Source organism: Arthrobacter sp. (assembly GCF_031988865.1).
GTDB lineage: Bacteria > Actinomycetota > Actinomycetes > Actinomycetales > Micrococcaceae > Arthrobacter_B.
The window spans coordinates 1-12,161 of the sequence record NZ_DALZXY010000097.1; the positions used below are offsets into that span (position 1 = coordinate 1).

Sequence of the window (12,161 nt, forward strand, 5' to 3'; positions counted from 1 at the left end):
GGGGCTGAAGGTGGGGCCGGCGGGGCGGAAGGTGGGGCGGAAGGTGGGGCCGGTGGGGGGGACGAAGTGCCGAGGGCGGGGCCGGGGGCCGGACGGCCAGCGCAGTCTGGAGTGAGCAGACGGTGGGCGACACAGGTTCCCACGCGGTGTTAGGGGTGCGACTGAAGTTGGACTACTAGTAACAGTGGCAATACTCGGTGGAAGCCCAGGCAGCACGAGGCCGCCGGCGCAAAAGTGCCGGCCCAAGAGTGCAGGCCTCCCCCCCCCGGACCGGTATGCCGAGAAGGGAAGGCGGGACCGGAAATGTCCGGCCCGCTGAACCAACCACCCCGGTATGGCCCTCGGGTCATACCAAGGAATCCAAACCGATTCTCCGCTTCACCGTGCCGCGTTTCCCTCCGGTTTGGGATTTTCCGGCCGTTTTGGGATTTCCCTCCGGCGCGCCGTGGCAGGGAAATCCCATTCCGGTCGATTTAGCCCAAAACGGAGGGAATTCGGCCGGATCCAGGGTTGAGGAAACCGGGCGAGCGGTGCTTGGTCTGGCCACCGGCGATCAGGACCGGCCCGTGGACAGGATTCCTCGCCGTGGTCAGGATTCCAGCATGTAGACGGGATATGCAGCAGCTACTCGGCCAGCACCCCTGCACGTGCACCAGCAGACAGGGCGCCGCAACCCGGCCGGCGGTTAACCGGAACGGGGAGCCCCTCCGGTGTGGAAGAACTCCCCGTCATCGAAAACAGTCTTCGAAAAACCGCGACGCGGCGGACCGGCTAGTTGACCTGGCCGTCCTGGCCCGCGGCAGCCTGGCCCTTTTCCTGGGCCTCAATCTGCTCATGTACAGCCTTCATGTCCAGGCCCTTGACGGCCTCGACCAGTTCGCTGAACTGGTTTGCGTTGAGGGCGCCGGGCTGGGAGAAGACGAGGACCTTTTCACGGAAGGCCATCAGTGTGGGGATTGAGGTGATTCCGGCGGCAGCGGCGAGCCCCTGCTCGGCTTCGGTGTCCACCTTCGCGAAGGTGATGTCCGAATGCTGCTGCGAGACGGCGTCGTAAACCGGTGCGAACTGCTTGCACGGGCCGCACCAGTCAGCCCAGAAGTCAACGAACACGATGTCGTTGTCTTCAATGGTCTCGGGAAACGTTGCCTCGGTGATGTCGATAGTTGCCATGAGTTCAACGCTATCGGTCCCCCGCGGTGATGTCTGCAATTGTTCGCTCAGCGGTGAAGCCCCGCCTTAGGCCAAGGAGGAGAACCCCAGCCGGGTCACCTTGGCGATAATTGGCAGCGCTGCGCGCAGCTTTTCCCGCTCCGTTTCCGCAAGCTGCGCCAACAGCGCAGACATCAGGGAGGCACGCCGCGCGGTTTCCACAGTGAGCTTATGCTCGCCGTCCGGGGTGAGCGTCACCCTCACGCCCCGCGAGTCCTGCGGGTCTTGGGTGCGCCGGACCAGGCCGGCATGTTCGAGCCTGATGATCTGTTCGGTGGCGCTGGGTACCTTGACACCCAGGTTGCGGGCAATGTCGCTGACGCGCATTCCGTCTCCGGCCACCATCCGCAGGGCCACCAGCTGGTTGCTCGTGACGCCGAACTCGGTGTCCATGTGGCGCACGAGGAACACGGCTTCACGCAACGCTTCCCGGAAATCTTCGGCCAGGGGATCCAGTGCCGTGTCCTCGTTCATGCTTAAGAAGCCTAGTCCGTCTAGCCATTCCCGGCGCGGGGGCATGCCCGGAGTGGCCGGTTTTGCGCCAAGATTTCAGCCCCGTTTACCCGTGGGCACCGTAGTTCTTCCGCACAGCGAAAAACCCGTCCCAGCCAGTGGCTGGAACGGGTTTTCTTCGGTGGCAGATGAGGGATTCGAACCCCCGTAGGCATTGCCAGCTGATTTACAGTCAGCCCCCTTTGGCCGCTCGGGTAATCTGCCGAAGGCCTTCTTGCGAAGACTTTGTCCGCGGTAACCGCGGGCAAGACAACTTTACAGAAAATTCTGCCCAGATACGAATCGGGCTCCAGAGCTAGAGTCCGCGGGCGATCCGGGAGCTGATCTGCGCGTAGAAACGCTCGGCCTGACCGGCTGTGACACTGCCCCAGGAGACGGCATTCGCGAGCTCCCGCCGGACGCCGGCGAGGCGCTCTTCAGCGCTGGGACCCTGCACGGCCTGCAGGCAGGTGGCACTGTCCGCGGCGGCCGTGGCCGCGGTGGCGCTGTCCGCGGCGGCCGTGGCGTTGCCGGCTGCGGCTGAAGGGCCTGCGGCGGCCGTCCGGCTTTCCGCCGTGATGGAGAAAGCGCCCTCCTCCGGCTCACGGGCCTGGGCCGCCGTCGCACCGATCCCGGTGACGGTGACGGCGGCAAGAACGGAGGACGCCGCAGCTGTCCGGAACCGGATTCCAGAGGACCGTCGTGCGGAGGCCGTCGAGGCGTCAGGATGGGCGGGGACGGTGTGCTCGTTCTTCATGTATCCACCCTTTCCCGTCCGGATGTGAGGCCAGTGCATGTCGACTGGACGCGCGCTGTGAACTCCCCGACTGCCCGCGGGCGCGGCCACCTATTAGGCTGGTGGGCAGGAACAACCGAACTACCAAGGAGCCACCATGGCCAGTGAGTCGACATTCGACGTCGTCAGCAAGATCGACAAGCAGGAAGTCGCCAATGCCCTGAACCAGGCGCAGAAAGAAATCGCGCAGCGCTACGACTTCAAGGGCGTTGGTGCCGAGGTTGATTTCAGCGGCGAGAAGATCCTGATGAAGGCCAACTCCGAGGAGCGCGTTAAGGCTGTGCTGGACGTACTCCAGTCCAAACTGGTCAAGCGCGGCATCTCGCTGAAGTCCCTCGACGATGGGGAGCCCTATGCGTCCGGCAAGGAATACCGGATCGAGGCCTCCATGAAGGAGGGCATCGCCCAGGACCAGGCCAAGAAGATCAACAAACTGATCCGCGACGAAGGCCCCAAGGGCGTTAAGTCCCAGATCCAGGGCGATGAGCTGCGGGTCAGCTCTAAGTCCCGCGATGACCTGCAGGCCACCATGGCGCTGCTCAAGGGCGCGGACCTCGACGTCGACCTTCAGTTCATCAACTTCCGCTAGGTTCCACGGCCGGATCTACAACGGCGGCGCTTCCCCTCGGGGAGGCGCCGCCGTTGTTGCGTGATGGGGCTCGCTACGGCGCCAGTTCGACGTCGTCCGCTGCTGGCCCGTCGGTTTCCGGATCCTGGAGGGCCGTCCCTCCGATGGCCTCTCCCATCCAGGTCAGCAGCTCCCACGAATGCCCGTGCGCCTCCGGCCGGGGCCGGGATTCCAAAACCACGATTCCGGTGTTGCTCAAGGCGTTGTGGATGATGAAGTCCGGGCCTACATTACGGGCCCGCGACGTGGCCCAGGCCCGGATGATCGCTCCATGGCTGAAGACCACGGGCGCCTCATGGCCGGCGCGGTGCAGTTCGCTGACGACGTCGTCGAACCGGCCCAGAGTCTCCGCACCGTCGGGCCCGCCAGGCATGGACACCGAGAGATCCCCGTGCACCCAGGCGTAAACGGTCCGCAGGTAGGAGCGGATGGATTCCGGGTCCCCGCGCATTTCCAGGTTGCCGGCATAAATCTCGCGCAGCCCGTCCCGCACTTCGATCTGCTGGGCCAGTGCATTGGCCAGCGGTTCGGCCGTGAGCTGCGTGCGGATGAGGTTGGACGCGTAGACCGCGCTCACTTGCTCATGGCCCAGCGCCTGCGGCAGCGCGGCTGCCTGCGCCAGCCCCAGTTCCGTAAGGCCGGGCCCCGGCGCGTCAGTGTCCAGGAGCTGTTCAATGTTCGACGGCGTCTGGCCGTGCCGCACAAGGATCAGGCGCAACGCGTTACCTCTTTCAGCTGCTCAATTTTGCTGCGCAGCCCGGCGCCGGGTTTGCCGGCACCGGGGCTGCCGATGCTGCCTGGTTTAGGAGCCGAGCGGCCGTCCCGCCATGTTCTCGAGACGGCGGATCCGGTCCGCCATCGGCGGATGGGTGGCCAGCAGGCCCTTCACGCCATGGCGGAAGGGGTTGGCGATCATCAGGTGGGAGGCGTTAACCAGCTTCTGGTCGCTGTTGGGCAGCGGCGCCTGCTGCGTGCCGGTCTCCAGCTTGCGCAGTGCGGACGCCAGGGCCAGCGGGTCGTCGGTGAGTTTGGCACCGTCTTCGTCGGCGTCATACTCCCGCGTGCGTCCGATGGCCATTTGGACCAGGCTGGCGGCGAGCGGTGCGAGGATCGCCATCGCGATCATGGCGAGGGGGTTCTGGTTCCGGCGGTCACCGCCGCCGAAGAAGAGCAGGAACTGGCCCAGGGAGGTGATGACGCCGGCAATCGCGCCGGCGACCGAGGAGGTCAGGATGTCCCGGTTGTAGACGTGCATCAGCTCATGGCCCAGCACACCGCGCAGTTCCCGCTCATTGAGCAGGCCCAGAATGCCCTGGGTGCAGCAGACCGCCGCGTTCTTCGGGTTTCGTCCGGTGGCGAAGGCGTTGGGCGCCATCGTGGGGGAAATGTAGAGCCGCGGCATGGGCTGATTGGCCTTCGCGGAAAGCTCGCGGACAATCCGGTACATTTCCGGTGCCTGTGCCTCGGTGACCGGAACGGCGCGCATCGAGCGGATGGCCAGCTTGTCACTGTTCCAGTAGCTGTAAGCCGTTGTCGCGAGGCCGATCAGCAGGAAGATCCAGATGAACGATGAGTTGCCCGTGCCGCTGGAAAGCAGGCCGCCGATGATCAGCAGCACGGCGAAGAGGACCCCGAAAAGGGCCGCGGTCTTCAAACCGTTGAAATGTTGGTGCACGTGTACACAATCCTTCCTGGGCGGAGGGGCCCCGGTTGCCCTCAGGCCGGGGGTCCAGGGCCTTCCGCGGTACGTTCGTTACGTTTCTGTACGGCTTTAACGCTCAAGCGTGTCACACTGTTCCGCGCCTTTACCGCCCACAGCGGGGAACCTGGCTGCCTAGGGCGCCGGGTGCCGCGCGTCATACCGGGCGAAGCCCGGCTGCAGCTTCGCAAGGACTCCGACGGCGGCCACACAGGCCAAGCCCCCGGCTACGGCGGCCCAGCCTTCGCCCAGGAAGGACGCATCCAGCCCGGAGACCAGGTCACCGAGGCGCGGCCCGCCGGCGACGACCACCACAAAAACTCCCTGCAGGCGCCCGCGCATGGCGTCCGGGGTAGCCGACTGCAGGATGGTGGAGCGGAAAACGCCGCTGATCGAGTCGGCCACTCCGGCCACCCCCATGGCGAGCGCTGCCGGGAGCAGCCAGGGTGAGACGCCGGCGCCGTCGTGCTCTCCTGCCATCACCACCACCGCGCCGAACGCTGCCACCGAAAGTCCCCAGGCAACCACTGACCACATCACGGCGAGTCCCTGCCGCCGGACCAGGCCCAGCGGACCGGAGAAGAGGCCGGCCAGCAGGGAGCCGGCCGCCACGGCCGCCAGCAGGATGCCGACGGTTTCCGCACCGCCGCCGAGCATCAGTGCACCAATGGCCGGCAGCAGCGCCCGGGGCTGGGCCAGCACCATCGCCGCCAGGTCCACGATGAAGGTCATGCGGATGTTGGGCCGGGTGCCCAGGAACGCGAAGCCCGCCAGGACCGACTTCAGGCCGGCCTTCTGCACCTGCCCCTCCGGCGGCATGGGCGGCAGCCGGTACAGCGCCCACATGGCGAAGGTGAAGGTCACGACGTCGATCGTGTAGGTCCAGCCATAGCCCACCTGCCCTACCAGCACACCGGCCAACAACGGGCCGGCGGTCATGGCCAGGCCGAAGGTGATCATATTCAGGGCGTTCGCCGCCGGGAGCAGAACAGGCCGCACCAGGCGCGGAATGATGGCGCTTCGGGCGGGGTGGTTCAGTCCGGCCGCACCTGAGTTGAGCGCTATCAGCGCGAACAGCAGCCAGACGTTCCCCACGCCGAGCCAGGCCTGGGCGGCAATGCCGATCGTGGTGACCCACAGGATCACCGCAGAGACGAGAGCGACCTTCCGCCGGTCGTAGGCATCCACCACCGACCCGCCGTAGAGTCCGGCCAGAACCAGGGGCAGCAGGCCGACCACGCCGAGCATACCGACGTAAAGACTGGATCCGGTGAGGTCATAGACTTCGAGGCTCACGGCGACCAGGGTCAGCTGGGTACCTACCGCCGAGAGCGCCGTCCCCGTCCACAGCCTGCGGAATTCAGGGCTTTCACGCAGCGGGGTCAGGTCGGCGAGCAGTCTTGGCACCAGAGCAGTCTAGGTGAGGTGCCGCCTTAGCCCCGTTCCCGTTACGCCGGGGCCGTCCCAGCTTCTCCGGCGCCGGGCACCGCTAAGGGCCGCGGGCCGCTAAGGGCCGGGGCCGGAGGAACGCCGGTTGGTGACCTCCACAACTCCGCTCCTGGGACGGCGGGATGGAGGTTGCCTTCGAACAGGCCTTCCAGCGGGATTGATAGCCGGCACTCGCGTCTTCTGATGGCTGCAGCACGTGTCTCCGCAGTGGGGCAGGGACCTGCTACCCGGTTTCCCAACGAATGTGCCCGGTGTTACCCATGGGGCCCCGGCAATCACACCCGTAACACTGAGTGGGAAACCCCGCACCCGGACGACATGCGTTCCCTCCCAGACCACTGGCGGGGCGGACTGCCGCGGCCACTAACGCCAGCTTAGGGTGCACTTATTATGAATCAGTCAGAATAAGGGAGTATGATGTGGGACATGACATCCACAGCAGCCTCAGCGGCGGCCACTGACAAGTGGTCGGCGGAGCTGCGTGCACACGGACGCCGGGTCACCAAGCAGCGCCTGGCAGTGTTGGAGGCCGTCGACGCCGCCCCGCATGCCGGAGCGGACGACGTCGCGGCCGCCGTCCGGGCCACCCTTCCGGAAATCAGCCTCCAGTCCGTCTACGTGGTTCTAGCCGACCTGACCGAAACCGGGCTCCTCCGCCGGATCGAACCGCCGCACTCCCCAGCGCGCTACGAAACCCGGGTGGATGACAACCACCACCACGCGATCTGCACCGGCTGCGGGCGGATCGAGGACGTGGACTGCGCCGTCGGGCACGCACCATGCCTGACCCCGAGCGATACCCACGGCATGAGCATCCAGATCGCCGACGTCCTGTACCAGGGGCTGTGCGCCAACTGCGCGGCCAAGGCCGCGCATGCCACAGGCGCCCCAAAGACTTCCTAACCCATCGACTTACCATTCATCCACAGGAAAGAGAGAGAATGTCGAACTTCACCACAACCCAGACCGGCACTCCGGTCGCCAGCGACGCACACTCGCTGAGCACCGGCGCCGACGGCGCGGTCGTCCTCCACGACCGTTACCTCGTTGAGAAGCTTGCCCAGTTCAACCGGGAGCGGATCCCGGAGCGCATCGTGCACGCCAAGGGCGGCGGCGCGTTCGGCGAGTTCACCGTCACTGAAGACGTTTCCAAGTACACCCGTGCAGCCGTGTTCCAGCCCGGCACCACCACCGAGACCGTCCAGCGGTTCTCCTCGGTGGCCGGCGAGCAGGGCTCCCCTGACACCTGGCGCGACGTCCGCGGCTTCGCGATGCGTTTCTACACGTCCGAGGGCAACTACGACATCGTCGGCAACAACACCCCGGTGTTCTTCATCCGCGACGGCATCAAGTTCCCCGACTTCATCCACTCGCAGAAGCGCCTCCCGGGCTCCGGCCTGCGCGACGCCGACATGCAGTGGGACTTCTGGACCCAGTCCCCCGAGTCCGCACACCAGGTGACCTACCTGATGGGCGACCGCGGCCTGCCGCGCTCCTGGCGCGAAATGCCCGGCTTCGGCTCGCACACCTACCAGTGGATCAACGCCGCCGGTGAGCGCTTCTGGGTGAAGTACCACTTCACTTCCAACCAGGGCAACCACGAGATCGTGGGCGCCGAGGCCGAGAAGATTGCCGGCGCTGACGCCGACTACTACCGCCGCGACCTCTACGAGAACATCGCCGCCGGGAACTTCCCGTCCTGGGACCTGCACGTCCAGGTTATGCCGTACGAAGACGCCAAGACGTACCGGTTCAACCCGTTCGACCTGACCAAGGTCTGGCCGCACGCTGACTACCCGCTGATCAAGGTCGGTACGCACACGCTGAACCGCAACCCGGAGAACTTCTTCGCGCAGATCGAGCAGGTTGCCCTGTCCCCCGCGAACCTGGTTCCGGGCATCGGCGCCAGCCCGGACAAGATGCTGATGGCCCGCATCTTCTCCTACCCGGATGCCCAGCGTTACCGCGTTGGCACCAACTACAACCAGCTGCCGGTCAACGCACCGAAGGCACCGGTTTCCAACTACTCCCAGGATGGCTCGCAGCGCCACTTCTTCAACTCCCCGGAGACCCCGGTCTACGCGCCGAACACCCTGGGCGGTCCCGTAGCTGATCCGGCCCAGGCCGGCGAAGGCAGCTGGGAAGACGACGGCGCCCTGGTGCGTTCCGCCGCTACCCTGCACTCCGAGGACAGCGACTTCGGCCAGGCCGGAACGCTTTACCGCGAGGTCTTCGACGACGCCGCCAAGCAGCGTTTCCTGGAGACCATCACCGGTGCCATCTCCGGTGTGCAGCGCCCGCACATCCGCGAAGCTGCCATCCAGTACTGGACCAATGTTGACGCCGGTCTCGGCGCCAAGCTGCGGGCCGAGCTCGCCGCCGGCGAGACCACGGCCAACGAGCAGGCTGAGTTCGTGGGCGTCGCAGAGTAACCTGCACCCCTGATACGCGAAAGCGGCCGGTTCCCCTCGAAGGGGGACCGGCCGCTTTTCTCGTGTCAGCGGGAGGGCCAGTACCAGATCAGCAGCATGGTCACCAGGAAACCGGTCAGGAAGTTCAGCTTCAGGAACCGCTTCCAGCCGGCGTTGGCTTCCTCCGAACGTTCATCGGTGACGGAGAAATACGGCAGCAGGTTCAGCAGGTACGGCACCGCCAGCAGCGAACCCAGCAGCGCAGGCCACGGAGTCAGGAGCATAAGCAGCCCGGCTGCGGCATAGGCTGCCGCCGCGAGCCGAACCACCGTCCGGGCACCCAGGACAGTCGCGATCGAGGAGATCCCACCCTCGCGGTCCGGCAGCACATCCTGCACCGCCCCGAACGCCTGGCTGGCCATCCCCCACAGGAAGAATGCGCCCAGCACGGCCCACAGTCCGGAGGTGAAGTCCGCGCCGGCCAGCACCAGTGCGTAGACCGCCGGGGAGACGAAATGCGTACTGGAGGTAAAGGAGTCCAGGAACGGCCGTTCCTTGAAGCGCAGGCCGGGCGCGCTGTAGGCCACAACGGCGAACACGCTCACGGCCAGCACCAGCCAGGACAGGGGCGAGCCCAGCAGCACCAGGGCCACCAGGAACGGCACATTGGTCGCCACGGCGGCCAGCAGTGTGATCCGGTGGAAGCTCCGGTCCAGCAGTGCACCCTCCACCCCGCCCTTGCGCGGATTGTGCAGGTCGGATTCGTAGTCGAAGACGTCATTGATCCCGTACATCGCCAGGTTGTACGGGATCAGGAAATACAGCGTGCCGATGATCCAGGTCAGGTCGATCCGTCCCTCCACCAGGAGGTACGCGGCCGCAAACGGGTACGCCGTGTTCACCCAGGACAGCGGCCGGGAGGAGACCAGCAGCATCCGCAGCGTGGACCCGGGGGTCCGGGTGGCAGGTGTGCTCATCGTTCTTCCTCCGGGTGGTTTTGGCGGCTTCCGAACAGCTGCCAGAGCGCTGGCAGCAGCAGGACTGCTGCCAGCGGATAGGCGAAGTCCTCCAGCGGCGCCAGCCCCAGGAAAGCTCCGGAGATCCGTTCCGGATTGTAGCCAAAGAGTCCGGCGGCGATCATCAGGTTGTCAAAGACGGCGGTCAGCGCCAGCAGGACGGCGGCGCATCCTGCCAGTGTGGCGAGGAAGGCGCGGTTGGCGCGGTCGCTGCCGTGTGCCAGCCGGCGCCGGCGAATCAGGGCAGCCGTGAGCACAAGTGCCGCGGGCACCAGGAAGCAGAGGTTCAGCAGCCAATACGTCACGGCTGCACCGCCCTGCGGCCGCGGGAGCGGCTGGCCAGGTGGGCAGCCAGCACCCGGAACAGGCCGTAAAGCACCATCGTCAGGTAACAGAGGAAGGCCAGGAAGAAGGCTTCCTCGAGCGGCAGGTGCGGCGCTAAATCGATGCCGAGCATAAAGCGTGTTTCACCGCGGTAGAAAATGTCCAGGCCGATTCCGAAGAGGTCCCACACCAGGAAGAACACCAGGCCCGTCCCCAGGACAGCGGCCGCACGCCAGGGAGCGGCGAAGAAGAAGAGCCGGAACCGGTGGTCCAGCAGGACCATGCAGCCGATCGAAGCCAACAGGAACAGCAGGTAGAGGGCTCCCATTACGCTGCACCGTCCCGGGCCGGCGTCCTGCGGACGCTCTTGGGAGGCTCGGGCAGTGCCTCCGTTCCGGTCTCCCCGCGCAGTCGTTTCAGGACCAGCTCGGCGCTGATCAGGCACATCGGCAGTCCAATCCCGGGCAGGGTCGATCCCCCGGCGTACAGCAGGCCGTCCACCTTCCGGCTGGCGTTCGAACCGCGGAAGAAGGCGCTCTGTTTGAGCACGTGCGCCGGGCCGAGCAGGGTGCCGCGCCAGGAGTTGAAGTCCGTTGCGAAGTCGCCCGGGCCCACGGTACGGCGCACCGTGATGCGGTCGGCCAGATCAGGGATACCGGCCCAGGCCGAGACCTGCTCGATCACCGCATCGGCCATCGCCTCCAGGGACGGGTCCCCGGCGCCGTCGATGCCGCCGGACCCAAGGCCGGGATCGGAGGGCACCGGGACCAGGATAAACAGGTTCTCGTGTCCGTCCGGTGCCGCACCCGGGTCGGTGGCACTGGGCCGGCAGATGTACAGCGAGGCCGGATCCGGCACCGAGGTCTGCGCGCCGAAGATCTTCTCGAAGTTCGCTTTCCAGTCCTTGGTAAAGAGAAGGGTGTGGTGCGCCAGCTCGGGCAGCTCGCCGCGGACACCCAGATGCAGCAGGATTCCGCCCGGCCCGGGGATGCGCGTGTTCCAGTATTTCTCCGGATAGGTCTGCAGGTCCGGCGGCAGCATCCGGGTTTCGGTGTGGTGCAGGTCCGCGGCTGAAACCACCAGGTCCGCCTCCAGGACGGCCGGGTTGCCGGCGGCGTCGAGGTAGTCGACGCCGGTGGCCCGGGGCCGCCCCCGGCCGGCTGCACGAGGCCCGCCAGAGCGGGATGTGGTGCGGATCCGCACTGCTTCGGCATCCGTCAGCAGTTTCACGCCACCGGCCTCGGCCAGAGCGGCCAACGCGGTGGTGATCCGGGAGAAGCCGCCCTGCGGGTAAAGCACGCCGTCCGCCAGGTCCAGGTGGCTCATCAGGTGGTACATGCTCGGCGTGATGAAGGGCGAGGAGCCCAGGAACACTGCCGGATAGCCAAGGATCTGCCGGATGCGGGGGTCGGTGAACCGTTTGGCCACGAAGGAACTCAGCGGCTGCAGCAGCAGCCGTGCCAGCCGCGGCCCGCGGGCGAGCACGTCCCGGCGCAGCAGGGGCGTGAAGGACGCGAAGGTGCTGTAGAGGAACCGTTTCTTTGCCATCCCATAGACCTCGGACGCCGAATCGAGGTAGGCAGCCAGTTTGCTGCCGGCGCCGGGTTCGAGGGAGTCGAACAGCGCGATGTTCTTTTCCCGGGTGGCCTGGATATCCACCGGCCGCCGGTCCCCCTCGAAATACACCCGGTAGCCGGGGTCCAGCTGCACCAGGTCCAGCTGCTCTGCGGTGCTGGTGCCCAGTAGCCGGAAGAAGTGCTCGAACACCTCCGGCATCAGGTACCAGGACGGTCCGGTGTCGAAGCGGAAGCCGTCCGCTTCCCAGCTGCCGGTCCGCCCACCGACGCTGCTGTTCTTTTCCAGGACGGTCACCTCCAGGCCCTCGCGCGCCAGCAGCGCCGCCGTCGCCAGGCCGGTGATCCCTCCGCCGATCACGACGGCGGTGCGGGGCCGGGGTTCTGGGGAGCGGTGTTTGCGGTGGATTGTTTTGCTGCGGATCATGGCGCCCTTTCGGCGTCGGGGGCTGCGGGCGCGGGCGCGGTGCCGCGGCGCACGCTGTGAGTGAGGACGGCGGCCGCCGCGAGGCGCAGCTTGACGGGATTCGGCACCCGGATCCTGGTGGTGCGCAGCAGCGATG

General features: G+C 66.5%; 13 protein-coding genes and 1 tRNA gene. 3 read left to right on the forward strand and 11 right to left on the reverse strand.

Going from position 1 to position 12,161, the window contains the following annotated elements:
- Positions 1–771: 771 nt before the first annotated feature.
- The 4 genes from trxA to RTN46_RS14505 form a co-directional block, all read right to left on the reverse strand.
- Positions 772–1,170: a thioredoxin gene (trxA, locus tag RTN46_RS14490; protein WP_312182411.1), complete on the reverse strand. Its 399-nt coding sequence runs from the start codon at positions 1,168–1,170 to the stop codon at positions 772–774.
- A 66-nt stretch (positions 1,171–1,236) separates the two neighbouring features.
- Positions 1,237–1,683 carry a MarR family transcriptional regulator gene (locus RTN46_RS14495; protein ID WP_312182413.1) on the reverse strand — a complete coding sequence of 149 codons (447 nt, stop codon included), beginning with the start codon at positions 1,681–1,683 and terminating at the stop codon, positions 1,237–1,239.
- Between the two features lie 161 nt (positions 1,684–1,844).
- A tRNA-Tyr gene (locus tag RTN46_RS14500) sits at positions 1,845–1,926 on the reverse strand.
- Positions 1,927–2,017: 91 nt separating this feature from the next.
- A complete protein-coding gene (locus tag RTN46_RS14505) occupies positions 2,018–2,458 on the reverse strand; it encodes a hypothetical protein (protein ID WP_312182414.1) in 441 nt (146 codons plus the stop codon).
- Between the two features lie 136 nt (positions 2,459–2,594).
- Between RTN46_RS14505 and RTN46_RS14510 the strand changes: the two genes are divergently transcribed.
- A complete protein-coding gene (locus RTN46_RS14510; RefSeq protein ID WP_312182416.1) occupies positions 2,595–3,086 on the forward strand; it encodes a YajQ family cyclic di-GMP-binding protein in 492 nt (163 codons plus the stop codon).
- Positions 3,087–3,159: 73 nt separating this feature from the next.
- On the opposite strand, the gene RTN46_RS14515 is transcribed toward RTN46_RS14510, so the two are convergent.
- The 3 genes from RTN46_RS14515 to RTN46_RS14525 form a co-directional block, all read right to left on the reverse strand.
- Positions 3,160–3,843 carry a histidine phosphatase family protein gene (locus RTN46_RS14515; protein WP_312182418.1) on the reverse strand — a complete coding sequence of 228 codons (684 nt, stop codon included), beginning with the start codon at positions 3,841–3,843 and terminating at the stop codon, positions 3,160–3,162.
- A gap of 84 nt (positions 3,844–3,927) precedes the next feature.
- The gene (gene htpX / locus RTN46_RS14520) at positions 3,928–4,800 is read right to left on the reverse strand and encodes a zinc metalloprotease HtpX (RefSeq protein WP_312182419.1); all 873 of its coding nucleotides are present in this window, start codon (positions 4,798–4,800) and stop codon (positions 3,928–3,930) included.
- Positions 4,801–4,959: 159 nt separating this feature from the next.
- On the reverse strand, positions 4,960–6,231 hold the full coding sequence (locus tag RTN46_RS14525; RefSeq protein ID WP_312182420.1) for an MFS transporter: 1,272 nt from the start codon (positions 6,229–6,231) through the stop codon (positions 4,960–4,962).
- A 468-nt stretch (positions 6,232–6,699) separates the two neighbouring features.
- Here RTN46_RS14525 and RTN46_RS14530 point away from each other — a divergent pair, with 468 nt between their 5' ends.
- Positions 6,700–7,176 (forward strand): transcriptional repressor, encoded by a 477-nt coding sequence (locus tag RTN46_RS14530; RefSeq protein ID WP_312182421.1) that lies wholly within the window; start codon positions 6,700–6,702, stop codon positions 7,174–7,176.
- Positions 7,177–7,214: 38 nt separating this feature from the next.
- Positions 7,215–8,705, forward strand: a complete 1,491-nt coding sequence (locus RTN46_RS14535) for a catalase (RefSeq protein ID WP_312182423.1) — start codon at positions 7,215–7,217, stop codon at positions 8,703–8,705.
- Between the two features lie 65 nt (positions 8,706–8,770).
- Here RTN46_RS14535 and RTN46_RS14540 read toward each other — a convergent pair whose 3' ends face one another.
- Genes RTN46_RS14540 through crtI form a run of 4 tightly spaced genes read right to left on the reverse strand, consistent with a single transcriptional unit; the run spans position 8,771 to position 12,025 of the window.
- Positions 8,771–9,661 carry a prenyltransferase gene (locus RTN46_RS14540; protein ID WP_312182425.1) on the reverse strand — a complete coding sequence of 297 codons (891 nt, stop codon included), beginning with the start codon at positions 9,659–9,661 and terminating at the stop codon, positions 8,771–8,773.
- Entirely contained in the window at positions 9,658–10,005 is a 348-nt protein-coding gene (locus RTN46_RS14545) for a lycopene cyclase domain-containing protein (protein ID WP_312182426.1), read from the reverse strand. Before RTN46_RS14545 ends, RTN46_RS14540 begins: the two co-directional genes overlap by 4 nt.
- On the reverse strand, positions 10,002–10,352 hold the full coding sequence (locus tag RTN46_RS14550; protein WP_312182427.1) for a lycopene cyclase domain-containing protein: 351 nt from the start codon (positions 10,350–10,352) through the stop codon (positions 10,002–10,004). The genes RTN46_RS14545 and RTN46_RS14550 overlap by 4 nt, the downstream gene beginning before the upstream one ends.
- A complete protein-coding gene (gene crtI / locus RTN46_RS14555; protein ID WP_312182429.1) occupies positions 10,352–12,025 on the reverse strand; it encodes a phytoene desaturase family protein in 1,674 nt (557 codons plus the stop codon). Before crtI ends, RTN46_RS14550 begins: the two co-directional genes overlap by 1 nt.
- Positions 12,026–12,161 lie beyond the last annotated feature (136 nt).